This window comes from Pseudomonas sp. LBUM1658, from assembly GCF_059716055.1.
In genome coordinates, this window is record NZ_CP166798.1 from 4,680,546 (window position 1) to 4,706,490 (window position 25,945).

General features: G+C 61.1%; 14 protein-coding genes and 1 other RNA gene. 5 read left to right on the top strand and 10 right to left on the bottom strand.

What is annotated here, in order from left to right; all coding sequences use genetic code 11:
* Positions 1 to 15: 15 nt before the first annotated feature.
* Together mnxG and ACA064_RS21560 are read right to left on the bottom strand one after the other, a co-directional pair.
* A complete protein-coding gene (mnxG, locus tag ACA064_RS21555; RefSeq protein WP_497669936.1) occupies positions 16 to 5,826 on the bottom strand; it encodes a manganese-oxidizing multicopper oxidase MnxG in 5,811 nt (1,936 codons plus the stop codon).
* 169 nt (positions 5,827 to 5,995) lie between these two features.
* Positions 5,996 to 6,607 (bottom strand): lytic transglycosylase domain-containing protein, encoded by a 612-nt coding sequence (locus tag ACA064_RS21560; protein ID WP_497669937.1) that lies wholly within the window; start codon positions 6,605 to 6,607, stop codon positions 5,996 to 5,998.
* Between the two features lie 183 nt (positions 6,608 to 6,790).
* Here ACA064_RS21560 and gspG point away from each other — a divergent pair, with 183 nt between their 5' ends.
* Both gspG and ACA064_RS21570 read left to right on the top strand, forming a co-directional pair.
* Complete coding sequence (gspG, locus tag ACA064_RS21565; protein WP_497669938.1) at positions 6,791 to 7,225, top strand: type II secretion system major pseudopilin GspG; 435 nt, start codon at positions 6,791 to 6,793, stop codon at positions 7,223 to 7,225.
* Between the two features lie 14 nt (positions 7,226 to 7,239).
* Positions 7,240 to 8,427 (top strand): type II secretion system F family protein, encoded by a 1,188-nt coding sequence (locus tag ACA064_RS21570; RefSeq protein WP_497669939.1) that lies wholly within the window; start codon positions 7,240 to 7,242, stop codon positions 8,425 to 8,427.
* A 307-nt stretch (positions 8,428 to 8,734) separates the two neighbouring features.
* Here ACA064_RS21570 and ACA064_RS21575 read toward each other — a convergent pair whose 3' ends face one another.
* Entirely contained in the window at positions 8,735 to 9,073 is a 339-nt protein-coding gene (locus ACA064_RS21575; RefSeq protein ID WP_150645014.1) for a YbaB/EbfC family nucleoid-associated protein, read from the bottom strand.
* Between the two features lie 67 nt (positions 9,074 to 9,140).
* Positions 9,141 to 11,207, bottom strand: a complete 2,067-nt coding sequence (gene dnaX / locus ACA064_RS21580; protein ID WP_497669940.1) for a DNA polymerase III subunit gamma/tau — start codon at positions 11,205 to 11,207, stop codon at positions 9,141 to 9,143.
* Positions 11,208 to 11,352: 145 nt separating this feature from the next.
* On the opposite strand from dnaX, the gene ACA064_RS21585 reads away from it, so the two are divergent.
* The gene (locus ACA064_RS21585; protein ID WP_497669941.1) at positions 11,353 to 12,126 is read left to right on the top strand and encodes a substrate-binding periplasmic protein; all 774 of its coding nucleotides are present in this window, start codon (positions 11,353 to 11,355) and stop codon (positions 12,124 to 12,126) included.
* A 165-nt stretch (positions 12,127 to 12,291) separates the two neighbouring features.
* On the opposite strand, the gene ffs is transcribed toward ACA064_RS21585, so the two are convergent.
* The 6 genes from ffs to ACA064_RS21615 form a co-directional block, all read right to left on the bottom strand.
* Positions 12,292 to 12,388, bottom strand: an RNA gene (ffs, locus tag ACA064_RS21590) — signal recognition particle sRNA small type.
* A 134-nt stretch (positions 12,389 to 12,522) separates the two neighbouring features.
* Positions 12,523 to 13,689 carry a zinc-binding metallopeptidase family protein gene (locus ACA064_RS21595; RefSeq protein ID WP_497669942.1) on the bottom strand — a complete coding sequence of 389 codons (1,167 nt, stop codon included), beginning with the start codon at positions 13,687 to 13,689 and terminating at the stop codon, positions 12,523 to 12,525.
* Positions 13,690 to 13,964: 275 nt separating this feature from the next.
* Positions 13,965 to 16,322 carry an NAD-dependent DNA ligase LigA gene (ligA, locus tag ACA064_RS21600; RefSeq protein ID WP_497669943.1) on the bottom strand — a complete coding sequence of 786 codons (2,358 nt, stop codon included), beginning with the start codon at positions 16,320 to 16,322 and terminating at the stop codon, positions 13,965 to 13,967.
* Between the two features lie 95 nt (positions 16,323 to 16,417).
* The gene (zipA, locus tag ACA064_RS21605) at positions 16,418 to 17,269 is read right to left on the bottom strand and encodes a cell division protein ZipA (protein WP_497669944.1); all 852 of its coding nucleotides are present in this window, start codon (positions 17,267 to 17,269) and stop codon (positions 16,418 to 16,420) included.
* A gap of 257 nt (positions 17,270 to 17,526) precedes the next feature.
* Complete coding sequence (smc, locus tag ACA064_RS21610; protein WP_497669945.1) at positions 17,527 to 21,015, bottom strand: chromosome segregation protein SMC; 3,489 nt, start codon at positions 21,013 to 21,015, stop codon at positions 17,527 to 17,529.
* 2 nt (positions 21,016 to 21,017) lie between these two features.
* Positions 21,018 to 21,677, bottom strand: coding sequence for a GntR family transcriptional regulator (locus ACA064_RS21615; RefSeq protein ID WP_497669946.1), 660 nt, complete (start codon positions 21,675 to 21,677; stop codon positions 21,018 to 21,020).
* Between the two features lie 303 nt (positions 21,678 to 21,980).
* On the opposite strand from ACA064_RS21615, the gene xdhA reads away from it, so the two are divergent.
* Entirely contained in the window at positions 21,981 to 23,435 is a 1,455-nt protein-coding gene (gene xdhA / locus ACA064_RS21620; RefSeq protein ID WP_497669947.1) for a xanthine dehydrogenase small subunit, read from the top strand.
* On the top strand, positions 23,428 to 25,827 hold the full coding sequence (gene xdhB, locus ACA064_RS21625; RefSeq protein WP_497669948.1) for a xanthine dehydrogenase molybdopterin binding subunit: 2,400 nt from the start codon (positions 23,428 to 23,430) through the stop codon (positions 25,825 to 25,827). The genes xdhA and xdhB overlap by 8 nt, the downstream gene beginning before the upstream one ends.
* Positions 25,828 to 25,945 lie beyond the last annotated feature (118 nt).

Sequence of the window (25,945 nt, forward strand, 5' to 3'; positions counted from 1 at the left end):
TTAGGTATAGGGCAATCACGGCGCCGGTGCGGGCTCCGGTTCATTGGTCACCCGCAGGATTCCCCAAAGTCCCGAAGCGTTGCCGTAAGCGGCGTAGTCGCGGAACAGGTAATCCCCCGGGATCGCGTTGCTGCCGCCGGCGCTTGGGTGCATGAAGCTGAAGTGCGCGGCCGGCAAGATGCTCTCGTGGGCGCCGATGTACATCGCCATCGGGTTGAAACCGAAGCGCACCGAGCCTATGCCTGGCTGAGCCAATGGATAACCGGAGGGATCCGATTTCTCCGCCTGCAGGGGATTGAGCGCCCAGACATGGCCGTCGAGCTGGAAGGTCGAACCACGGCTGCCACCCGTCGGCAACATGATGTGGGTGCGGAATGGCTGACCCGGTTTGACCCAGAGCACCGGGGTCTGTGGATCGCCGCCGACCAGGGCATTGCTGTAGGCCATATAGGCGTTGTCGACATCCGCCCAACCATGGCCCTGGGCATGCCCGAACGGTGCGTCCGGAGCCAGGCCGAAGCGGAACCACAGCGGCTCGCTTTTGTAGTTGATGGCCATGCCCGAGTTGTCCTGCGGATCGGTGGGCACACCAAAGCCTTCGGCCGCGATACCTTCCACCGGCCGACCGTTGGCCCAGCGCATGTTCAAGGCTTTGTGCCAGACCATGGCGAAGTCGCGATAGCTGGTCTGGCCTGGAGCCTGGACAGTGGCCGAGGTACGACTTTTCGCATCATCGGTCCAGGTGGCGCCGACCGGCAGGATGCTCATGGCACCACCCAGGCCTTTCTGCGGCTGCTTGATCACGTCCGCCGGGGTGAAGTTCAGGCCGCCGAACTCGATGGCCGTGGAGTTGATATTGTCGACACTGCGCCCGGTCTGGTTGATCGGCTTGCCCTCACGTTCCAGATGCCCGGCGTAATACTGATAGGTACGCGTCGGGTAGGCGCCGGTGCCAGTGCGCGGCGCAACGGTCTGAATTGGGTTGATACCAACGTTGACCCCATCGGACTTGGTGATGTCGTAGGCCAGCAATTGCGCGTGCAAGCCAACGTGCGCGGAAGGTCGCAACAGGTTGTTGTTGAAGGTGGTCGCCCCCTTGCTGGCGTTTCGATCACGCTTGACCATGCCCTGCAGCACTGCGGTGTTGGCCAGGTCCGGCATGGCCAGCGGCAAACGGTTTTCCAGGCTGATGCTGATGCAGTCGCCAGCGGCCGCGCGCAACACCAGCGGCTCGATCGGTACGCCGGCCTTGAGCTTGCCGGTGGCCGGGTCGAGATCGCCCTTACGCACATACAGGATCGCGGTCGGGTCGTGCAGAGGCCCGCTTTGCCCGCCGAGGGTGATGGTCTCACCGTCTTCGGGGTCGGTTATTGTGACTTGCGGGATGCTGGTCGGCCGCGAGTTGAACACCAGGGTGCCACCGGCCGGATTCAATGACGCACCCACGTGCTGGCCGAGTCCCGAAGAATCACCGATGTTCAGGTTCAGTGGGTTGCGCAGAATGTCATTGGCCAGCGCGGCGACCACTTCATAGTTGCGCTGTACCGTTGGCCGGGTGCCGATGCCCGTGGGGTTGGCGCTGTAGCGCGGGCAGATGCCGTCGAAGGCCACGGTGTTGCGCGCCGCCAGCGGTTTCGGGTTGTTGGGCAAAGCGAACAGGTCGCTGCGGCTGGCGGTGTAGTTGCGCATGATGCCCCACAGGCCGGACCAGTAACCTTCCAGCGAAGCGTCCATGGAGTACAGGTAGTCGCCAGTGGTTGCGGCGGAACTGGAGGCCATGGCCACCGGCGCGACGAAGCCCATCTGCTCGGAGATCCCGATCATCTGCGAAGCACGCCAGCCGGAGTTGGAGCTGTTGCCGAAGCCGGAGCCGCTTTGCAGCCATTTCAATCCATGCAGGGTGACGTTGTGCTCCTCCTCATGGCCACCGGCGTGTACCCGCAGCCGCACGTTGTCACCGGAATAGGTGCGCAGCATCGGGGTAAAGGGATCGCCCGGTTCCATGCCGCCACGGTTGATGTGCGGCGGGAACAGCGTGGTGCCGCCGGTAGGGCCGGTCGCCGCAGTCACCAGGTGGGGCGCCAGGTTCATCGCGGCGATCGCCCGATCGGTTCGACTTTGCATGGCATAGGCCAAGTCCCCGGCCAGGCCGTCGGCCTGCATCCCGCGCTTGCCATCGGGTGCCGTGCGGTTCGGGTCATAAACCCGCAGCGCCAGCGGCTCGTTGCGATAGTTGACGACGAACATGCCCGGGTCATCGACCGAAATGGCTTGTGGGCAAGGCCGGGTCGGACAATGGGGAACTTCACCGCCCCTGACCTCGGCGACGGATTCCAGCAGGTTGTCAGCACTTTGCCGGACCGGCGGGTTGATGGCGTAGCGGAAGCTGTCGGCGGTAGCCGGGAAGCTGTTGCTGTCAGGCACCCCGTCCGGCCCCGCGCCGACATACACCCCGGCTTCATAAGCGTGCTGGAAGTCGCTGTATTCGAGGAAGAACTCGCGGAAGCTGTCGTTACGCCCGTCGCCATCCAGGTCGCCGGTGTTGATCACTGCCTGCCACGAAGTCGGCCCGCCGTCCTGGCGTACCGCGGTGTTGTACAGCGGCTCACCGGTTTCGGCATGGGCCCAGGTGGAACCGGCAGGCTCGGCCAGTACCGTGGCATACAGCCCCAGTTGCTGGTGAGTCGATGGGCCGAGGTGGTCGTGGGTGAAAATGGTCCCCAGGCCCCGGTCGATATTGCGCAGGTTCACCAGTGGATCGACGAACCAGCGCTGCATGGCGGTGCGCGCACCCACCCAGTCGGCTCGGCCATACTTACCGAAGAATGGGTGAGTCTTGGCTTGCGGACAGGCTGCTGTGCCCTCGCGAGGATCGCCATTCTGGCAACCGTTGAACTCGCGGATGGCGTGAATACGCTCGACCACCGAGCCCGGGGAAAGAATCCCGTCCTCGTAGTTCCAGCCGTTGGCCGAACCGTCTGCCGCCGTCAGGTCCCATTTCGGCAAGTGGATGTGCTGGCCGATCACGTCGGTGGGCGTGCGTATCTGATAGTCGTCCATCTCGTAGTAGGACGGCACCAGGTTGGTTTGCTGGTACATCACACAATCAAAGGTATTGGTGCGCATCACCAGCGGTTCCGGTGGACGCTGTTTGTTGATCACGCCCCAAACGTCTTCCCACAGGGCAAGGATCCGCGCTTGCGGGAAGTGATAACCGACCTTGTTGTAGACCGCGTCGAACTGGATGTCGGCGGCCTTGTACAGTCGTGGCCGGTCGGCAGTAAAAGTCGACGAGCCGCTGAAGGACATGCCGTCAGGCCGTTCGCCACTGAAGAACTCACCGTTGCCGGCACTGGCGGTCAGGCGCTTGGCCCGATCATCCATGCAGGGTTCGAAGTACGGCGCGCCGGCCATGGGCTTGGCGCCGTTGGTGCGAAACACCCGCGACACCACCTGATTGCCCGGCAGCACAGCAAAACTCGGGTGCTCCAGTATCGAGTGGTAGGCCATCGCCGCCTGTTCGAGGTCGGTGCCCTCCTCCGGCATATACACAGGCTTGGCCCGGGTAATCTTTTTCGAGAAGTCCAGCGCGGTGGTGACCGTCTCGGCCACACCGCCGGCAGACACGCCGTCCAGGGCATGCCGCGGCAAGCCGCCATCCCAGCCACCGGACTGATTCGGATCGAGGTTGGCCCACAGAGCGTTGCCACTGTCGCGCAGGGTCCGTGCCAGATCCGGATTGAGCATATCCAGCGGCGGGGTTGGCGGACGTTGGCCGACGGTGGTTTCCAGGCCGCCGATCCAGAACGGATAGCCGGGGTTCTTCAGGCTGCCGTCGGGATTGCGGTTGGCTTCACTGCGATCGACCAGCGCCAGCGAGCCAATGGCCTGCAGTTCGCCGGAACCGCCCGAAGGATGATCATCATCCTCGTCTTCGTCGTCATCATCATCATCGTCATGTGCGGCCACTTGGACCTGACCCATTTTTGGTACTACCGCGACTTTACCCGGCATCGGCGGCATGGCTTTGCCTGGCAACGGCACGATGGCCGGAATCGGCGTACCGGCAATGATTTCGCCATCGGGCAGTGCCCGGGCGCCAGTGGCCGGTTTGCCATTGCGCAAGGCATAGGGCGTGGAGTGATAACCATCGCTGCCTTGCTGGGAAACCTCCAGGCGCGTGCCTTCCTCAAACACATCATGGACCCGCCACATGCTCCACATGCCCTGGGCAAAGTGCGGATAGAAGTGACAGTGATAGATGGCGTCGCCAGCCACCCGGTTGCGGTTGCCAGAACCGCCGTTGGCGATCTCATAGGTGTAACCGGCGCCCGGGCCGATGCCCTGGGCGTCGATGTAGTCGGAGTTGTCATCGTTGGGGTTGAACAGCCACTGGTGACCATGCAAGTGGAAAATATGCTGCTCGTGGCCATTGTGGGTGTTGCGGAATTTGACGAAGTCGCCAATGTAGCTGTGGGCGACGTTCGACGGCTCGGCCGGGAACAGTGCCATGGTGGCTTTGACCCCGATCTGATCGGCCGACGGTGTTTCACCGGGACGAATGCGTTCCAGGCCGACGTTGGCGGGTACGTCCACCAACATCGCAACGTCGCCGACGGCGGAGGAGCTGAGGAAAAACTCTTCATAGGCGCAGGACAGGCAGTCATGCATCGGGCCCACGCCCAGGCGGTTGGCGAGCACCTCGGCGCCCATCCCGCCGGAGCCATAGTTGATCATAAAGGAATCACGGGTCGGTTCCAGCACATGCCCCATTACCGGGTCGGCCCAGTAGCCGGGAAACGCCTGGGTCACGGCCATTTCGTCGGAGAACACCGAGGCAAAATCGCGGAACGGCTCAAGCCGGTTGGGCAAGGCCGGGTTGCGCTTGCCGATACTTTCCAGCGGGTAGGTCGAGGGTGGAAAACTGCCGTCGGCGTTCGGGCCCATCACCACCGCGTCACTGTCGCTGGCGATGATCTCGTTGCCATCGACCATGCTGAGGATCGGCAGGCCGGCCTTGGCTTCGCTGAGCCACGGCTCGCGCTGTGGGTAGCGCGCCTGATAATCGACGATCGGCTGGCCGGCCGGGGTGCGGCCGACGCTGGCCAGGCGCATTTCTTCTTCGGTCACGGTATTGCGATAGGCCCGCGCGGCTTTGGGCAAGACCACCACCTGGGCGATCAAGCCGTTGGCGACGTTACCGGCTGCGCCTTCACCACCAAAGGTCGCGCCTTTGCTGGCGACGGAAAACGCCCCTTCGCGTTCGGCGTAGAGGGTGTAGGAACGGCTGGCACCCGGTGCCACCAGGGTATTGGCGTTGCGACCGGTATAGGCGGAGATGTCGTTGACGCTGTTGACCGCTTGCAAGCCGTTGACCTGGAAGCCGACATGGCGATCGCTGACCTGATCGTCGACCTCGGGATCGAATTCCTCCTCGATTCCCGTCGAATGCTTGTTCGGGTTGGCCTGATAGGCCAGCAGATTGTGCAGGTTGATGGTCAGGCATTCGCCCGCCGCGACCCGCAGGATCAGTGGCCGTGGACGCTTGTCGGGCCGCAGCGTGACCTTCCCGGGAACGGCCGCACCGCCTTGCATCAAGGATTGGTTGTGATCATCGACCACATCCCGGCGCAGGGCGAAGATCATGCCGTTGGCGTTCTGCGCACCCAGGCGGTTAAACATCAGCGGCTGATCGAAGGCCACCACATTGGCCACCAGCGTGCGCTCGCAACGCAGCGCGGCCTCGGCCAGGGGCGCAAGCCCCAGCAATGAGCAAGTCAGGACGATCAGGTTGAATAGCCGGGGTGTTGAGTGGGTCCCTTTCATGGCGGAGGGCCTCGCATCGCGTTCATCGGTGATGATGGACGGAGCAATCGGCATGCCATATATATTTTGCTTTAAATTCAATAGCTTGAAACAACAACTCAAACTGAGTGGGTGATCCTCCCCCCCAAAAAATCCCCAGTTTTGCGCAGTCCCCATATATGGGGATTGCTTACAAGGGCGCGTCGACGGCCAGCCCCTGCAAGCGCCGGTACTGGCGCAACACGCTGGGCACATAGCGCTGGGTTTCGGCGAACGGCGGAATGATCCGGCCACGGCTGAGCACGGCATCGGGGCCCGCGTTGTAGGCGGCCACGGCCAGCGAAATATTGTTGTCGAACATCACCATCAGCCGCTTGAGATAGCGCGCCCCACCCTGAATATTGGCCGCCGGATCGAGGGCATCGGTCACGCCCATTTCTTTCGCGGTCTGGGGCATCAGCTGCATGAGGCCCATGGCGCCCTTGACCGAGCGTGCAGCCGGGTTGTAGCGCGACTCGGCCTGAATCACCGCGTGCAACAGCGCCGGCGGCAAGTCATTGGCGGTAGCCGCCGCGGCGACCATCTCGGCATAGGGCATCTGCGCGATCATCTGCGGCGCCGACGATGACGGCGCCGACGCCACCAGCGTCGACTCGCTGATGATCTTTTCATAGGTGCGCCCCGGTCGATGAACGTTGGACAGCACATAAGCACCGTCGGTTGACCGCGACACATAAATGTCCGCCTGGACAGCGCCGGTCGTGGTCAGCCAGACCAGCAATCCCATTGTCAGTACTTGCATGCTCGATACTCCCTCGACAAGCCCCGATTTTTGGGGCATTTGCCCCACTCACCGGGATTTCCAAGGGTGTACGCAAGCTCTGTGCCGAACCGCGCAACCCAGCAGTTACGCGGCCTGCAGAGCAACAGGGGGCAGCGAGCACAGCAATTGCATAAGCAGACCTGCCCACTCAAGGAGGTCATCATGTCCAGTCATCATCGCCCTACCCGACACCAGCAAAGTGGCTTCACCCTGCTTGAATTGCTGGTGGTGCTGGTGGTCCTCGGCCTGCTGGCCGGTATCGTCGCGCCCAAATACTTCGCCCAGCTCGGCCGTTCCGAAGCCAAGGTGGCCAAGGCGCAGATCGAAGGCCTGGGCAAGGCGCTGGATCTGTACCGGCTGGAGCTTGGCCATTATCCCAACGCCGAACAGGGGCTCGCCGCCCTGAACATCGCCCCCAGCGACGAGCCGCGCTGGACCGGGCCTTATTTGCAGAAAAAAATCCCGCAGGATCCATGGGGGCGCAACTACATCTATCGCTTCCCCGGCGAGAATGGCGATTACGATCTGCTGTCGATGGGCAAGGACGGCCAGCCCGGCGGCGAAGGCGAGAACGCCGAAATCACCAGCTGGCAATGACCGAGGGCACCGCTATGCGTTTTTATCTCAAGGTCATGGGCAAAAGCGGCGTCAGCGCGCTGGTGGTCGATGCGCAAGGCCCCGCCGAGGCCCGCCGCATGGCCGAGGACCAGGGCTGGCGGCTGATCAGCCTGCGAGCCGAACAGCGCTGGCGGTTGAGTGCCTGGCGGCGCAATGAAACCTTTCCCTTGCTGCTGTTCAGCCAGGAATTGACCACCCTGCTCAACGCTGGCCTGGCACTTATCGACGCGCTGGAAAGCCTGGCGGAAAAGGAAACCGCGCCCCAGGCTCGCAAGACCCTGAGTGAACTGGTGCGGCTGCTGTACGAAGGCAAATCCTTTTCCCAGGCACTGAGCCAATTGCCGCAAGTGTTCCCCCCGCTGTATGTGGCGCTGGTGCAGTCCAGCGAGAAAACCGGCAACGTCAGCGAAGCCCTTGGCCGCTATGTGGTCTACCGACAGCGCATGGACGAGGTTCGGCAAAAGATCGTCAGCGCGTCGATCTATCCGGTGTTGTTGCTGATAGTCGGCGGCGGCGTGGTGCTGTTTCTGATGGGTTATGTGGTACCGCGCTTCAGCCTGGTCTTCGAAGGCCTGGGCTCCAACCTGCCCTGGCTGTCACAGGTGCTGATGCATTGCGGGCTGTTCCTGCACAGCCATCAGACCGAGTTCTTCGTCAGCCTGCTGGCGAGCACCGTCGCGCTGGGAGTGTTGATGCGCCAGCCGGGCTTTCGGCGCGGCGTCGACCGAATGCTGGAACGAATACCGGCGATCCATCGGCGGATCGTCATGTATGAGTTGGCGCGCTTCTACCGATCCCTCGGCATCCTGCTGCAAGGCGGTATCCCCATAATCACCGCCATGGGCATGGTCCGTGGAATACTCAACGTCGGCTCAAGGACCCGCCTGGATGCAGCCAGCGAAAGAATCCGCGAGGGCCACGCGCTGTCTGCCGCGCTGGAAAATAACCAACTGACCACCCCGGTGTCGCTGCGCCTGCTGCGGGCCGGTGAACAGTCGGGCAACCTGGGTTACATGATGGAACGCAGCGCCGACTTCTACGACGAAGAAATCAGCCGCTGGCTCGAATGGTTCGTGCGCTTGTTCGAGCCGCTGTTGATGACCTTTATCGGGTTGTTGATTGGTGTGATCGTGATTTTGATGTACATCCCGATCTTTGAGTTGGCGTCGAGTATTCATTGACGGTGGCTGAGTCTTCTGGATGGGTATTTATGGTATGTGTTCCCACTGTAGGAGCGAGCTTGCTCGCGAGATGGACGTTAACGATAACGCGGGTTTTCTGAATAAACGCGCCGACCTTGAGCCCATCGCGAGCAAGCTCGCTCCTACAGTTGATCTGGGTACATCCGCGAGAGAAAGGCCGGCTGTCAGGCCACTTCACGGGTAAGCCCGCGATTGGATCTAGCAGCCACAGAAGATTTCATCCACAAAAAAAATGCCAGGCTCAAGGCCCGGCATTTTTATTGTGCATCCCACTCGCCAAGGCGACTTAGAACGGCAGCTTCATGCCCGGTGGCAATTGCATGCCGGCGGTCATTCCAGACATTTTGTCCTGGCTGTTGGCTTCGATCTTGCGCACAGCGTCGTTGACGGCGGCGGCGAACAGGGCTTCGAGCATTTCCTTGTCATCTTCGTTGAGGCCTTCAACGATGCTTGGATCGATGCTGACGCGCTTGACGTCGTGACGGCCGGTCATGACCACCGTCACCATGTCGCCACCGGACTTGCCGGTCACTTCGGCGTTGGCCAGTTCTTCCTGCATCTTGGCCATTTTTTCCTGCATCTGCTGTGCCTGCTTCATCAGGCCGGCCATGCCACCTTTCATCATGGGAATCACCTCAAAAGTACTTGGATAAAAATAGCGCCCGGCCCGTCAGGCCAGGCACCTTCAGTTATTAGCCCTGAGTGACCAGAGCCTCGACAGGTTCAATAGTATCGTTACGGATCACCGCACCGAACTGTTGCATCATTTGCTGGATGAACGGATCACCGTGGATCGACTCTTCGGCCTCGCGCTGACGCTCGTTACGGCGCCTGGACGCTGCCTGGGCCGGGGTTTCCTGCTCGGGCTTGATCAGCTCAATGTTCACCGTCAGCGTGCGCTGGTGATACTGGTTCAGCGCATCGTTCAAGCGCCGCTGCTGAGTCGCGTTGAACAGCGCGCTGTGGGCCGGGTCCAGGTGCAGCAACCAATGATCGCCATCCACCGCAATCAGCGTGCAGTTGGCGGCAATGCTGCCGGTCATGCCGGAAATCGGCAACTTCGGAAACAGTTCCAGCCATTCCAGAGCCAGGCCGGTGGCCGGTTTCAACGCAGGAGCGGGCTCGGGTTCCGGGGCCGGCTCGGCGGTGTGTTCACTGGCCAGTTCATCGAGATAGCTGTAGGCCGAATCCATGTCCGGCTCGATGTAGTCTTCATCCAGTGGCGGCTCGTCATCCAGGTCCATGCCCGGAGTGGCCGCATCGACCTCGGCTACGGAGGGCTCAGGCACCGGCGCGGCCACCCACTCGGGGGCATCCGGCACCGCACTGTCGGGCGTCGGCCCAGGCATCGGGGTCAAGTCAGGCTGCTCGGCGGCGGTCTCGAGCATCGGCTCGACCGCCGGCTGTTGCTCGATGATTGCTTCTACCGGGTCGTTCCACGGCAGATCCACGACTTCGGCGGCAACGACTACAGGCTCCACAACCGGCGGCGCGACGACCGGTTCCGGCACCACCACCGCTGCGGTTGGTGCAGGGACCGGTGCAACAACCGCCGCGACCGGCGCAGCGACACTGGCAGCGACCACCGGCGCGGCAGCCACGGAGTTTGCGGAATCAACTGTGGCCTGGCTGATCCCCACTGGCTTTAGCGGTTGTCTGGGTGCCTGCGTGCTGTCTGCCGGGCGGAATGCCAGCATCCGCAACAGGACCATTTCAAAACCACCACGGGGGTCTGGCGCCAGCGGCAGATCGCGGCGGCCGATCAGGCCCATCTGGTAATAGAACTGCACGTCTTCGGCCGGCAACGCCTGGGCCAGCGCCAGCACCCGGTCGCGGTCGCCATGACCGTTGTCGACGCCTTCAGGCAGGGCCTGGGCGATGGCGACACGGTGCAGCACATTAAGGATTTCCGAGAGCACGCCATTCCAGTCCGGCCCTTGCTCGGCCAGATGGCGCACCGCTTCAAGCAGCGCCCGGGCATCGCCGTCGAGCAACGCCTGCAATACGTCGTAGACCTGACCGTGATCCAGGGTCCCGAGCATCGCCCGGACATCGGCGGCCATGACCTTGCCTTCACCGAAAGCAATCGCCTGATCGGTGAGGCTCATGGCGTCGCGCATCGAACCATCGGCCGCGCGGCCCAGCAACCACAATGCATCGTCCTCGAACGGTATGTTCTCGACCCCCAGGACATGGGTCAAATGCTCGACCACCCGCTCCGGAGTCATGTTTTTCAGGGAGAACTGCAGGCACCGCGATAGAATTGTTGCAGGAAGTTTCTGCGGGTCGGTGGTGGCCAGGATGAACTTGACGTGGGGCGGCGGCTCTTCAAGGGTTTTGAGCAGCGCATTGAACGAATGGGTGGACAGCATGTGCACTTCGTCGATCAGGTAGACCTTGAAGCGCCCGCGGCTCGGCGCGTACTGCACGTTGTCCAGCAGCTCGCGGGTGTCCTCGACCTTGGTCCGGCTCGCGGCGTCGATTTCGATCAGGTCGACAAAGCGCCCTTCGTCGATCTCCCGGCACGCCGAGCAGGTGCCGCACGGCGTCGAGGTAATACCTGTTTCACAGTTCAGGCATTTGGCAATGATCCGCGCGATGGTGGTCTTGCCCACCCCGCGGGTGCCGGTAAATAAATAGGCGTGGTGCAGCCGCTGGCTGTCCAAGGCATTGATCAGAGCCTTGAGCACATGGGTCTGGCCGACCATTTCGCGGAACGAGCGCGGACGCCATTTACGTGCAAGAACCTGATAACTCATCGAAAACCGTCGCAACTGGGAAGCGGAAGCGGGTAATGCTAGCGGAGCAAGGGCAAAATTGCATCCGGTGTGCTGTTCTAATCTGGCTAAGCTGCTCTTTGGGTGGCATTTTGTCGACCCTTGTCGTGGTCTTGCGGGAGAGTTTATGCATTTAGCCTGGGCCGCTTTACTGCTGGTCAGCGCAAACGGTTTTGCCGCGCAGGCCCCACTGCGTTTCGCAGTGACCGACAGCTGGGCCATGCCCATGGTGCAAATCGAACGCGACCAGCCGACCCAAGGCATTTTGCATGACATGATGCTCAGCCTGGCAACCCAGGTCGGCCGCCCTGCCGAGTTCCACGTGCTGGCCCGCGGCCGGGTGCAAAGTGCCATGGAACGTGGCGAGATCGATGTGCGTTGCTATGCCGCGCAATCCTGGCTGCCCAACCAGTCAGGCGACTACCTCTGGAGCATTCCATGGCTGTTTCAGCGCGACCTGCTGGTCAGCAGGCAAGACCTTCCCGCACTGGTAGTGCCCTCGAGTCTGCCTTCACAAAACATCGGCACGGTGCTTGGTTACATCTACCCAAAACTGCAGCCGCTGTTCGACAGTGGCCAACTGCAGCGCGACGATGCCCGCAATCAGGAGCAGGTATTACAGAAGTTGTTGGCCGGTCGCTACCACTATGCGGTGACTAATCAATGGACCCTGGACTGGTTCAATCAAAAGCTTTTACCTGCCGATCAACTACGCGGCGTCGCCGTCCTGCAGGAGCAAAACGTCGGCTGCTATGTGCGCAACGACCCGAAACTGCCGGTGCAACTGATTCTGCGCACCCTGCTGCGCATGAAGATGTCCGGCGAAATCGATGCCATCATCAAGCTCTACACCGGCACTGATGTGCCGCTGCAAGCGGAGCCAACCGCCCGCCAGCAGTGAACGTCAAAGCGCGGCGTAACGAGTCGCTGAATGCAAAAGGAAGAAGGGTTCGGACAGGATCAAACACCGACCAGGAAAGATCGATGGAAAAACAGAGAGGAAAAATCGGGTTCTGCGTAGAAAGGAGAAGCCTTGCTGAACGAAGGCTGGTCGTTAAGGTGGTAACCCCATCAGCCACACCCCGGCACACAATGTCACCGCTGCGGCTGCTCCCTTCCAGGCCTGACCGGGTTCACGGCTGATCGTTGCGGGGGGACCGATGGGGTCACCATAACGACGCTCGCCAGTGGCGAGCCGCGCCATTGTACCGATCTGACGAGAACTTACAACCGTCTATTGGGATTAAAAAATATGAGCAGGGTCAAGGACCTGCGTTGCTCTGCGATCTTTGATTTTTTAATGATCCTGCACTACCCCATCCGCCCGGCCACCCTCTTGCTGGATGACCAGGTGAATGAAATGTAATTTGGCGATCACTGGCGGCGGTAGGACAAAGGGATAGAAATCTGCCTGACCCATGCTGCGTGACAGCTCATTGAGCATGCCGGCCAGTTCGATCCAGGCGTTGACGAAAGACAGGAATGCCGCGCCGCCGGGATGCTGCGGATCGTAGAGTGTGTCGAGGGCAAATGGCTGATAGTCGAAGTCCATCTCCCGCGCGCTCATGCCAAAGCCCAGTGCGGTGTCGACCGCGTCCATCATGTGCAGGTAGTGAGCCCAGGTTTCCGCCCAGTCTTCCCATGGATGCATGCTGGCGTAGGCACTGACATGGCTCTGTTCCCAGTCGCTCGGTGCACCCTGCTGGTAGTGCCGTTCCAGCGCTTCGGTATAACTGGCGCGTTCGTCACCGAACAGGCTGCGGCAGGGTTCCAGCCAGTGGCTGTTGGCGATCAGCCGGTCCCAGTAGTAATGCCCCACCTCATGACGAAAATGCCCGAGCAAGGTGCGGTAGGGTTCGTGCAGCTGCACACGCATCTGCTCCCGATGGGCGTCGTCGGCCTCTTTGATATCGAGGGTGATCAGGCCGTTGGCATGGCCGGTGGTTGGCGGTTTGCCTTCAAGGTCGACACCAATGAAATCGAAGGCCAGCCCGGTTTCTTCGTCCAGGGTTTTCGGGATCACTTGCAAGCCCAGGCTGATCAACTGTGCGACCAGACGCCGTTTCGCCGTTTCGACCTTGCGCCAGCGCTCGGGATTCTCGGCAATCGACAGATCGGGGATGGTGTGGTTCAGACTACAAGCTATGCACAACGCATCATGATCGTTGGCCGGCAGCAGCCAGTTGCAGGCGGCCGCGGAGTCGAGGTTGGCGCAGCGGCGAAATACCCCAGCCTCGGGATCGGTGTCGAGCATCCAGGTATCCACCTGCGGCCCGGGCTGCAGCGAGGACAGACGACTCTGCTCCGGCTGATAACCCAATGCCGCCGAACAGGCGAGGCACTGGCTGTTGCGAAAGAACAACGCCTGCCCGCAGCGACAGTCCCAGAGCTTGCTGTTGCGACCGCGCTCGCCCATGAAGGGTGCAGCGATGCGTGAGCTGAGTTGTTCGAAGAAACGGTACATGGCGATCTCTCCCTGGGGCTTGCCAAGACTAGATCATGGTTGGGAGGCAAGGGTTCCATGGTTTTCAGGGAACTGCGCAGCCCAATGTGGCGAGCGCCGACCTGTGGCGAGGGGGCTTGTCGGAACGCCGCATCGCCCCGTTCGGCTGCGCAGCAGTCGTAAAATCTGTGTATGCGTTCTACCTGAAAAACCGCGGCTGCAGATTTTAGGGCCGCTGCGCGCCCCAGCGGGGGCAAGCCCCCTCGCCACAAATGCATTCCAGTCGCAAATATGCATCACACCGAAAGGTTGTGCTTGCCGAGAAACGCCACAAACTCCTCTTCATCCAGCACTTTCAAACCCAGCTCATTGGCCTTGAGCAGTTTCGATCCCGCTCCCGGTCCGGCCACTACACAATGGGTTTTCGCCGATACCGAACCGGCCACTTTGGCGCCCAGGCTTTCGAGTTTGTCCTTGGCGATGTCGCGGCTCATCAGTTCCAGCGAACCGGTCAGCACCCAGGTCTGACCGGCCAGCGGCAGACCTTCGACGACTTTCCGTTCGCTGTGCCAATGCATGCCAAAGTCTTGCAGCTGCTTCTCGATCGCCAACGCACGCTGAGCGTGCTCGGGATTATCGAAGAACTCACGCACGGCCTTCGCCTGTTTCTCGGCAAGCGCCTGGCGCATGTCCAGCCAGTCGGCGTTGATCACGCCTTCGAGCGAGCCGAACTTGTCGGCCAGTTTCTGCGCTCCGCCCGGGCCGACCGAAGGAATATGCAGCTTGTCGATCAGTCCACCCAGGGTCGTGCTGGCTGCGAACTCTGCGCCCAACTCGCCCTGGTCCTGAATCTCCAGGCCACGGGCCAGCAACTGCTCGATAACGGTTGCGTTGTGCTGATCCTGGAAGAAGCTATGGATCTCGTAGGCGACCTCCAGCCCGACATCCGGCAAGTAGGTCAATACTTCCGGCAACGCCTGCTGAACCCGCGCCAGCGACGCCAGCGAGCGCGCCAGCACCTTGGCGGTCTCCTCGCCGACATCGGGAATGCCCAACGCGTAGATAAAGCGCGCCAGGCTCGGTTTTTTGCTGTCGGCGATGGCACTCAACAGGTTCTTGCTGGAGAGCTCGGCAAAGCCTTCGAGGTCGACGATCTGGTCGAAGCTCAGGGTGTAGAGGTCCGCCGGCGAGCCGACCAGGCCTTCATCCACCAGTTGCTCGACGCTCTTCTCGCCCAGGCCTTCGATGTCCATGGCGCGCCGCGAGACGAAATGGATGATGGCCTGCTTGAGTTGTGCGCCACAGGCCAGTCGGCCGACGCAGCGATAGACCGCGCCTTCGCTGACGGTTTCGCGGCCCTTGCTGCGCTTCACCAGCTGCGTGCGCTCGACATGGGAGCCGCACACTGGGCAGCTCTCGGGAATCTGCACCGGTCGGGCGTTTTCCGGGCGACGCTCGGTGACCACTTGCACCACTTGCGGGATCACATCCCCGGCACGACGGATGATCACCGTGTCGCCGATCATCAGCCCCAGACGGGCCACTTCATCCATGTTGTGCAACGTCGCATTGGAGACGGTGACGCCCGCGACCTTGACTGGCTTCAAGCGCGCGACCGGGGTTACCGCACCGGTGCGACCCACCTGGAACTCCACATCGAGCAGCTCGGTGAGCTCTTCCATCGCCGGAAATTTATGGGCGATAGCCCAGCGCGGTTCACGGGCCCGGAAGCCGAGTTCGCGCTGCGAGGCCAGGCTGTTGACCTTGAACACCACCCCGTCGATTTCATAGGCCAGCACATTGCGGCGCTCACCGATATCGCGGTAGTAGTCCAGGCACTCGTCGATGCCCTTGGCCAATTTCAGTTCGCGACTGACCGGCAGGCCCCACTTTTTCAGTTGCTGCAGATTGTTGATATGGGTAGCGGCGATGTCGGCCGATACCTGGCCCAGACCGTAGCAGCAGAACTCCAGCGGACGGCTGGCGGTGATCTTCGAATCCAGCTGGCGCAGGCTACCGGCAGCGGCATTGCGCGGGTTGGCGAAGGTCTTGCCAGCGACTTCCATTTGCGAGGCATTCAGCCGCTCGAAACCGGCCTTGGACATATAGACTTCGCCACGCACTTCCAGGATCGCCGGCCAGCCGCTGCCCTGCAGCTTGAGCGGGATATTGCGTACGGTTCGCACATTGACGCTGATGTCTTCGCCCGTGGTGCCGTCACCGCGAGTGGCGCCGCGCACCAACATGCCATCCTGATACAGCAGGCTGACCGCCAGGCCATCGAGCTTCGGCTCGCAGCTGTATTCCACTGCCACGCCACCGCCAAACAAGTCGCCGGCCGGCAAGTCGAGGCCCTCGGTCACCCGGCGATCGAACTCGCGCATGGTGCTTTCGTCGAAGGCGTTGCCCAGGCTGAGCATCGGTATTTCATGACGCACTTGAGTAAAGGCCGAGAGTGCCGCGCTGCCGACCCGCTGAGTCGGTGAGTCGCTGGTCACCAGCTCGGGATGTTCTGCTTCCAGCGCCTTGAGCTCATTGAACAGCCGATCGTACTCGGCGTCCGGAATGCTCGGCTGGTCGAGTACGTGGTAGAGGTAGTTGTGCTGATCGAGCTCAGTGCGCAACTCTAGAATGCGGTTTTCGGCGGCGGTCATGGGTGTTCTCTCATAAAGCAAAAGAGCAGCCGTGGCTGCTCAATCTTGTAAATACTGCGGCCCAGGGAGCAAACCAAAAGCCCCCTGTTTCGGCCTTAGCGCTTCTGGGTCAAAGCGCGGCGTTCGAATTCGACGATGCGTTGACGGTAGTGCTCAATAGTCTGGGCGGTCAGTACGCTGCGCTGATCGTCCTTGAGTTCGCCATTGAGCTCTTGCGACAGTTTGCGAGCAGCGGCAACCATCACGTCGAAAGCCTGTTTCGGATGACGCGGGCCGGGCAAGCCAAGGAAGAAGCTCACCGCCGGAGTGCTGAAGTGATCGATATCGTCCAGATCGAACACGCCCGGCTTGACTGCGTTGGCCATGGAGAACAGGACTTCGCCATTGCCAGCCATGCTTTCGTGACGGTGGAAGATGTCCATCTCGCCAAAACGCAGACCGCTTTCCAGAATATTCTGCAACAACGCCGGGCCTTTGAAGCCACCGGGATCGCGGCAGATCACACTGATCACCAGGACTTCTTCCGCTTGTGGCTGCTCTCTGTCCTGAGCGGCGCTTGAGGAGCGGGTTTCATCCGGGAAGTCATCGTCACGGCTGCTGAAACTCGGGCCGCCATCCAGGTCCAGATTGAGGTTCATGTCACCCTGAGACGGCTCGCCGCCACGTTTGCCACGCTTGGAGCCCGAATCACGACCCTCGCGGGCAGGCATGCTCACCGACGGCAGATCATGCTCGTCCAGTTGCGGCTCCTTATGGGTATCCAGTACCCGCGGCGGGCCCAGCAGTTCGGCGCTGGTGTCCTCGTCGGGCAAATTGGACAGGCTGCGATCCAGCCGAAATTTCAGCTTGCCCTTGCCCCCGCGCATGCGGCGCCAGCCGTCAAAAAGAATACCGGCAATGACTATAATGCCGATGACTATCAGCCACTCGCGCAGACCGATTTCCATGTAATCCCGTGCCTCTATAAAAAATGCTGAAGAATAAAGGGCTGAGCAAGCTGCAAACCCCTTTAAAACGTGGCGCCAACTCTATGTTCTGACAGGCGTTTTGCCCACGTATACGAAAAATTGACATTAAACTAGCACGACCCAAGACAACTTTACACCGTCTGTCGCAATGGCTTCAGCCAATATGTCGATTGGCCAGCAAGTCGCGAAAGAAAAACCTCCTGCATCCTCCAGGAAATCATCCTATACACAACGACTTACGCATCCACCATTGCCATCGCCTCCTCGACATCAACTGCCACAAGGCGTGAACAACCGGGCTCATGCATCGTCACCCCCATCAACTGATCGGCCATTTCCATGGCGATCTTGTTGTGGGTGATATAGATGAACTGCACCGTCTGTGACATTTCTTTCACCAACCGGGCGTAGCGTCCTACGTTAGCGTCATCCAGCGGTGCGTCAACTTCGTCGAGCATGCAGAATGGCGCCGGGTTCAACTTGAAAATCGCAAATACCAGGGCCAGCGCGGTCAGAGCTTTCTCACCACCAGAGAGCAAATGGATGGTGCTGTTCTTCTTTCCGGGCGGACGCGCCATGATCGTCACCCCTGTATCGAGTAGATCTTCGCCCGTCAGTTCCAAATAAGCGCTGCCGCCACCGAAAACTTTTGGAAATAATGCCTGTAAACCCCCATTGATCTGATCAAAGGTATCTTTAAAGCGATTACGGGTTTCTTTATCGATCTTGCGAATCACGTTTTCCAGGGTGTCGAGGGCTTCGACCAGATCGTCATTCTGGGCATCCAGATAACGTTTACGCTCGGATTGCTGCTGGTACTCGTCGATGGCCGCGAGGTTGATTGCGCCCAGCCGCTGAATCCGCGCGGCAATCCGTTCAAGTTCTTCTTCGGCGGCTTTTTCGTTGATCTCGGCATTTAACGTGGCAAGCACACCGTGCAAGTCGTAGCCGTCCTCGAGTAACTGGTCCTCGAGGGTCTTGCGCCGCACTGTCAGCGCCTGCCATTCCATGCGCTGCTGTTCCAGCTGACCACGGATCAGTTGCGACTGCTGCTCGGCCTGGCTGCGGCGTTTCTCGGCCTCGCGCAGTTCGCGGTCGGCATCTTCCAGGGCGATCTGCGCGGTTCTGAGTTCTTCGTCGACCGTCATGCGTTTGTCGAGCAGCTCTTCGAGCTTCAGCCGCAACTCTTCGAGGGGTGCTTCACCCTCCTCCAGATTGAGGCTGAGCTGTTGGCTCTTTTCGTTCAGACGCTCGGACTGTAATTCGAGCCGTTCCAGCGCCTGACGGGTGGAGTCGTGCTGTGCCTTGAGCGAACCCAGGCGCACCGCCAGTTGATGGGCGTGGTCCTTATGCTGGCGGGCTTCCTGGCGCACCCGGTCCAGGCGTTCACGCAGGCTGTCACGCTGAGCCAGCAACAATTCGCGCTGTTCGGTATCGACCGCCATGCTGTCGAGCGCATCCTGCAATTGCAGGCGTGCCTCGCCGACCTGTTCGTGTTCAAGGGCGCGCTGTTCGCCCAGTTCGCCCAGTTCCTCATCGAGCCGCGTACGGCGCAACGTCAGTTGTTCGGCCTTGGCCTTGCCGGCGGACAGCCGGGCTTTCAACTCACCCTGCTGACGCGCCTCGTCCTGCAGCAAGCGGCGTAAATGTTCACGGCCATTTTCTTGCTGGCGTTGCTGTGCCCGCAGGTTCTGCAGTTGGGTCTCCAGCGCTTCCACGGTGGCTTCACGCTCATCGCGCTCATCGCCCAGGCGCTGGATTTCCTGGCCCCGCGCCAACACCCCGCTTTCCGCTTCGCTGGCGCGTCGCACCCGCAGAAAGTGCCGGCCTAGCCAGTAGCCATCGCGGCTGATCAGGCTTTCACCGACCGCCAATTGGCCACGCAAGGCCAAGGCCTGGTCAAGGGTTTCCACCGACCTGACCTGGCCCAGCCAGGGCGACAGATCGATCTCGGCTTCGACCTTGTCCAGCAGGCTGCCCGGCACGCGAATGCCGTCACTGCCCGGACTCAACAGGCGCAGGTCGCCCTGCTGGAAGCCGGCCAGATCGAAATCGGCAAAGTCGTCGACCAACACCGCTTGCAGGTCAGCACCCAGCACGGTTTCCACCGCCAGCTCCCAGCCGCTGTCCACCTTCAGGCCCTGGGCCAGTCGCGGCCGTTCTGTCAGTTGCTGTTCTTGCAACCATTGCGCGGTACCGGTGCCCGGATCGAGCGCCGCTTGCTGCAAGGCTTCCAAAGAGGCCAACCGACCGTTGAGACGCTGCAACTCGCCTTGAGCCTGTTGCTGTGCCTGGGTCGCGTGCTGCAACTCCTGACGCAACTGCTCCAGGCGCTCGACTTGCCCCTCCTCGCTGGCCTGCAAATCCTCCAGCGTCATCTCGCTGGCAGCCAGTTGCTCGCCGAGTTCAAGGATTGCCGCGTCTTCCGGATCGGCCGCCAGCAATGCCCGTTCTTCAGCCAAACGGCGTTGCCGATCGGCGAGGCGTTCCATGCTGGTTTCCAGCTGCTGGATCCGCGATTGCTGAACCTCGGCCTGGCGCCGTGGCTCGGCGGAGCGCAGGTTGAAGGTGTCCCACTGCTCCTGCCAGCCATGCATGGTGGTTTCCGATTCTTCCAGGGCAGCGGCGGCCTCTTCGGCGGCGGCGCTGGTGATTTCCTGCTCGGGCTCAAGGGTGTGCAGCTCTTCGCCGAGGGTCGCCAGCAAGGTGCGGTCGAGGCCCAGGTGGGATTCGGTTTCCAGCCGCGAACGCTCGGCTTCGCGCAGGTCGTCCTGCAACTGGCGCAAACGTTGCTGACCGTGCTGGATGCTCTGCTCGACCCGGGCAATGTCGCCGCCGACCGAATAGAAGCGCCCTTGCACCAGATTGAAGCGCTCGGAGAGGTCATGATGGCCGTCCCGCAGCCGCTCGATGCTGGCATCGGCGTTGCGCTGCTCGGCCACCAGGGCCTCAAAGCTGATTTCCTGAGTGCCGATGATCGATTCGCGCTGGCCGACCTGCTCGTTCAAGGCCTGCCAGCGCAACGCCGACAGCTGGGCCTTGAGCTGACGCTCTTCGCCTTTATATTCCTGATACTTCTCGGCGGCCTGTGCCTGGCGATGCAGACGCTCGAGCTGGCGCTCCAGCTCTTCGCGCAAGTCGGTCAGGCGGGCGAGGTTTTCGTGGGTGCGACGGATGCGGTTTTCGGTCTCGCGCCGACGCTCCTTGTATTTGGAAATCCCCGCGGCTTCTTCGATGAAGTTGCGCAGGTCTTCGGGCTTGGCCTCGATCAGCTTGGAGATCATCCCTTGTTCGATGATCGAGTAGCTGCGCGGGCCAAGGCCGGTGCCGAGGAAAATATCGGTGATATCACGACGCCGGCATTTGCTGCCGTTGAGGAAATAACTGTTCTGGCTGTCGCGGGTCACTTTGCGACGAATGGAGATCTCCGCATAAGCCGCGAATTCCCCGACCAGAGTGCCGTCGGAGTTATCGAAAACCAGTTCGATGCTGGCCTGACTGACCGGTTTACGGCTGGTGGAGCCATTGAAGATGACGTCGGTCATCGACTCGCCACGCAGGTTCTTTGCCGAGCTCTCGCCCATCACCCAGCGCACGGCGTCGATGATATTCGACTTGCCGCAACCGTTGGGCCCGACCACCGCCGCCATATTACTGGGGAAGTTCACCGTGGTCGGGTCGACGAAGGATTTGAACCCCGCCAGTTTGATGCACTTGAGCCGCATGCTCAGGCAGCCGTCAACGCAGACAGCACCAGATCGCAACTGCGCTGGGCATAGGCCGAGAGCACCACGCGAATTTGCGGCAAATCACGGGCCAGCACGGCGGCCAGCAGTCGCTCGAACAACTCCAGGAACTCGCTCATCTCGGCCTTGCGTTGCTCCAGGGCGAGGTAATACGCACGGCTCATGGCCGGCTGCAGGTTCTCGACGGTTTCCTGCAGGTACGGGTTGTTCGCGAAGGGGTACGCCGCGCGCATCACATTAAAGCTGTCTTCGACAAAGGCTTGAATGTCCTGCCGCTCGTAGCTGGCGACCAGACGCTGCTGGATTTGCAGGAACGGCGCCATATCGGTCTGGGCCGCCCAGCCATTGGCCACGGCATTGCCCAGCAGGATGTACAGCTCGCTCATCAGCGCGCACAGGCTCTGCACCTTGTGCGCGCTGAGCTCAGTGACGTGAGCACCGCGCCGCGGCAGGATCGCAATCAGGTGACGGCGCTCGAGGATCAGCAAGGCTTCGCGCACCGAACCGCGGCTGACATTGAGAGCCAGCGTGACCTTCTGTTCCTGGATGCGCTCCCCGGGCTTGAGATCCCCGCGAATGATGCGTTCGGCGAGGTGGTGAGCTATTTGCTCGGCGAGGCTGTCCGGCGCCTTGAACGTCATGGTTTTCCTTCAAACTCTTCGATCGGTACAAGCGGCGCAGTGTAACCCAGTTGCTGGGTAATGGCGCAGGGCGCTGATTGTAATGGCCAGGGGGCTGAATTTGGCACGAAATACGCAACAAACAACCGACAACCACGCAAAAAGCAAGCTATCCCCATAGGGTCAATAATGAATAGAGGTGTCGTTAATCGGCAAAATTGAATTTCCTGACCTTTAAGTCAGAAAATCATTGACCGAAAAGTCAGATATGACTAAATTCGGCTCAAGTCGGTTAACAACAATAATGAGTCTGCGAGGCCTTCCGTGATCCAGTTTTTACTAAACCAGGAACTCCGTAGTGAGCACGCCCTGGACCCGAACCTGACTGTGCTCAATTATTTGCGTGAGCACCTGGGCAAATCCGGCACTAAAGAAGGTTGCGCCAGCGGTGACTGTGGCGCCTGCACCGTGGTGGTCGGCGAATTGCAGACCGACGGCGATGACCGCGAGCACATTCGCTATCGCAGCCTCAATTCGTGCCTGACCTTCGTTTCGTCGCTGCACGGCAAACAGCTGATCAGCGTCGAAGACCTCAAGCACCAGGGCCAGCTGCACAGCGTGCAGAAAGCCATGGTCGAGTGCCATGGCTCGCAGTGCGGTTTCTGCACGCCGGGTTTCGTCATGTCGCTGTTCGCCCTGCAAAAGAACAGTGACCAGCCGGACTCCCACAAGGCCCACGAAGCGCTGGCCGGCAACCTCTGTCGCTGCACCGGCTATCGGCCGATTCTGGCCGCTGCCGAACAGGCCTGCTGCGGCAAGCAGGCTGACCAATTCGACGCTCGCGAAGCCGAGACCATTGCCCGTCTGAAAGCAATCGCGCCAACCGCAACCGGCGAGCTGAACAGCGGTGACAAACGTTGCCTGGTGCCCTTGACCGTCGCTGACCTGGCCGACCTTTACGATTCGTACCCGCAAGCCCGCCTGCTGGCCGGCGGCACCGATCTGGCGCTGGAAGTGACGCAGTTCCACCGCGCCCTGCCGGTGATGATCTATGTAGGCAACGTTGCCGAAATGAAGCGCGTCGAACGCTTTGACGACCGCCTGGAAATCGGCGCCGCCACCTCGCTGTCCGATTGCTATGAAGCGCTCAAGGCCGAGTACCCGGACTTCGGCGAATTGCTGCAACGCTTCGCCTCCCTGCAGATCCGCAACCAGGGCACCCTGGGCGGCAACATCGGTAACGCTTCGCCCATCGGTGACTCGCCGCCGCTGCTGATCGCCCTCGGCGCGCAGATCGTTCTGTGCAAAGGTCAGACTCGCCGCACCCTGGCGCTGGAAGACTATTTCATCGATTACCGGGTGACCGCGCGCCAGGAAAGCGAGTTCATCGAAAAGATCATCGTGCCCCGCGCCAGCGCCGAGCAATTGTTCCGCGCCTACAAGGTTTCCAAGCGCCTGGATGACGATATTTCCGCGGTCTGTGCGGCGTTCAATCTACGCATCGAAAACGGTGTGATCGCTGATGCCCGCGTTGCCTTCGGCGGCATGGCGGCCATCCCGAAACGCGCCAAGAGTTGCGAAACCGCCCTGCTCGGCTCGCAATGGAATTCATCAACGGTGGAGCGCGCCTGCGCCGCCCTGGCCGAAGACTTCACGCCGCTCTCGGACTTCCGCGCGAGCAAGGAATACCGCCTGCTCAGCGCGCAGAACCTGCTGCGCAAATACTTCATCGAACTGCAAACACCGCACATCGAGACTCGGGTGACCGCTTATGTCTAATCATCATGCCGTCGAAAAAACCCAGGCTGAACTGGCCGAACTGTTCGCCCAGGACCTGACTTCCGGCGTCGGTCGCAGCGTCAAGCACGACAGCGCCGACAAGCATGTATCCGGCGAAGCGGTGTACATCGACGACCGCCTGGAATTCCCTAATCAGCTGCATCTGTACGCACGGCTGTCGGACCGTGCCCACGCGAAAATCATCAGCATCGACACCGCGCCCTGCTACGCCTTCGAAGGCGTGCGCATCGTCATCACCCACAAGGATGTGCCGGGCCTGAAGGACATCGGTCCGCTGTTGCCCGGCGACCCCTTACTGGCGATCGATGACGTGCAATTCGTCGGTCAGGTAGTGCTGGCAGTCGCGGCCCGGGATTTGGAAACCGCGCGCCAGGCAGCCATGGCCGCCGTCATTGAATACGAAGATCTGGAACCAGTACTGGACGTGGTCGAAGCCCTGCGCAAAAAGCATTTCGTGCTCGACAGCCACACCCATAAACGCGGTGATTCGGCCAGCGCATTGGCCACCGCCGAGCACCGGATCCAGGGCACGCTGCACATCGGCGGCCAGGAACATTTCTACCTGGAAACCCAGATCTCTTCGGTGATGCCGACCGAAGACGGCGGGATGATTGTCTACTGCTCGACCCAGAACCCCACCGAAGTGCAGAAGCTGGTGGCGGAAGTACTGGACGTGTCGATGAACAAAATCGTCGTCGACATGCGCCGCATGGGCGGTGGTTTCGGCGGCAAGGAAACCCAGGCCGCGAGCCCGGCCTGCCTGTGCGCGGTGGTTGCGCACCTGACCGGCCAGCCGACCAAGATGCGCCTGCCGCGGGTCGAAGACATGCTGATGACCGGCAAGCGTCACCCGTTCTACATCGAATACGACGTCGGCTTCGACAGCACCGGCCGGCTGCACGGCATTCAACTGGAACTGGCGGGCAACTGCGGCTGTTCGCCGGACCTCTCGGCGTCGATCGTCGACCGTGCGATGTTCCATGCCGACAACTCTTATTACCTCGGCGATGCGACCATCAACGGTCACCGCTGCAAGACCAACACCGCATCGAACACCGCTTATCGTGGCTTCGGTGGCCCGCAAGGGATGGTCGCCATCGAAGAAGTCATGGACGCCATCGCCCGCCATCTGGCGCTCGATCCGCTGGCAGTGCGCAAGGCCAACTACTACGGCAAGACCGAACGCAACGTCACCCATTACTACCAGACCGTCGAGCACAACATGCTCGAGGAAATGACCGCCGAACTCGAAGAAAGCAGCCAGTACGCCGAGCGGCGTGAAGCGATCCGTCGCTACAACGCCAACAGCCCGATCCTGAAAAAAGGCCTGGCGTTGACCCCGGTGAAATTCGGCATTTCCTTCACCGCCAGCTTCCTCAACCAGGCCGGCGCGTTGATCCACATTTACACCGACGGCAGTATCCACCTGAACCATGGCGGCACGGAGATGGGCCAGGGCCTGAACGTCAAGGTCGCGCAGGTGGTGGCCCAGGTATTCCAGGTTGAAATCGATCGGGTGCAGATCACCGCCACCAACACTGACAAGGTCCCGAACACCTCACCGACCGCCGCCTCCAGTGGCGCTGACTTGAACGGCAAGGCCGCACAAAATGCTGCCGAGATCATCAAGCAGCGCCTGGTGGAATTTGCTGCGCGTCAGTACAAGGTCAGCGAAGAAGACGTCGAATTCCACAACGGTCATGTGCGGGTTCGCGATCACATCCTGACCTTCGAGGCGTTGATCCAGCAGGCGTATTTCGCCCAGGTGTCGCTGTCCAGCACCGGCTTCTACAAGACCCCGAAAATCTTCTACGACCGCAGCCAGGCTCGTGGTCGGCCGTTCTACTACTACGCCTTCGGCGCGGCCTGTGCTGAAGTGATAGTCGACACCCTGACCGGCGAATACAAGATGCTGCGTACCGACATCCTGCACGACGTCGGCGCCTCGCTGAACCCGGCGATCGACATGGGTCAGGTCGAGGGCGGCTTCATCCAGGGCATGGGTTGGCTGACGATGGAAGAGTTGGTGTGGAATGCCAAGGGCAAGCTGATGACCAACGGCCCGGCCAGCTACAAGATCCCGGCAGTCGCCGACATGCCATTGGACCTGCGGGTGAAGCTGGTGGAAAACCGCAAGAACCCGGAAGACACGGTGTTTCATTCCAAGGCCGTCGGCGAGCCGCCGTTCATGCTCGGCATCGCCGCCTGGTGTGCGATCAAGGATGCCGTGGCCAGTCTGGGCGACTACAAGCATCAACCGAAAATCGACGCCCCGGCCACTCCGGAGCGGGTGTTGTGGGGCTGTGAGCAGATGCGCCAGTTGACGGCGGCGAAAGCCGTGGAAGCCGAGGTTGAGTTGGCTTCGCTGTAAGGACCGCGTCGCGGCCATCGCGAGCAAGCCCGCTCCCACAGGGTTATGTGCTGACTTATGGACCTGTACAAATCCAATGTGGGAGCGGGCTTGCTCGCGATGAGGCCCGAACAAACAA

Bases quoted from the DNA above. Each gene is read 5' to 3' on its own strand.
- ligA (WP_497669943.1), bottom strand. From the start codon at position 16,322: ATGACCGCCGCCGAAAACCGCATTCTAGAGTTGCGCACTGAGCTCGAT.
- ACA064_RS21560 (WP_497669937.1), bottom strand. From the start codon at position 6,607: ATGCAAGTACTGACAATGGGATTGCTGGTCTGGCTGACCACGACCGGC.
- ACA064_RS21595 (WP_497669942.1), bottom strand. From the start codon at position 13,689: ATGTACCGTTTCTTCGAACAACTCAGCTCACGCATCGCTGCACCCTTC.
- ACA064_RS21575 (WP_150645014.1), bottom strand. From the start codon at position 9,073: ATGATGAAAGGTGGCATGGCCGGCCTGATGAAGCAGGCACAGCAGATG.
- gspG (WP_497669938.1), top strand. From the start codon at position 6,791: ATGTCCAGTCATCATCGCCCTACCCGACACCAGCAAAGTGGCTTCACC.
- smc (WP_497669945.1), bottom strand. From the start codon at position 21,015: ATGCGGCTCAAGTGCATCAAACTGGCGGGGTTCAAATCCTTCGTCGAC.
- zipA (WP_497669944.1), bottom strand. From the start codon at position 17,269: ATGGAAATCGGTCTGCGCGAGTGGCTGATAGTCATCGGCATTATAGTC.
- ACA064_RS21615 (WP_497669946.1), bottom strand. From the start codon at position 21,677: ATGACGTTCAAGGCGCCGGACAGCCTCGCCGAGCAAATAGCTCACCAC.
- ACA064_RS21585 (WP_497669941.1), top strand. From the start codon at position 11,353: ATGCATTTAGCCTGGGCCGCTTTACTGCTGGTCAGCGCAAACGGTTTT.
- mnxG (WP_497669936.1), bottom strand. From the start codon at position 5,826: ATGAAAGGGACCCACTCAACACCCCGGCTATTCAACCTGATCGTCCTG.
- ACA064_RS21570 (WP_497669939.1), top strand. From the start codon at position 7,240: ATGCGTTTTTATCTCAAGGTCATGGGCAAAAGCGGCGTCAGCGCGCTG.
- dnaX (WP_497669940.1), bottom strand. From the start codon at position 11,207: ATGAGTTATCAGGTTCTTGCACGTAAATGGCGTCCGCGCTCGTTCCGC.
- xdhB (WP_497669948.1), top strand. From the start codon at position 23,428: ATGTCTAATCATCATGCCGTCGAAAAAACCCAGGCTGAACTGGCCGAA.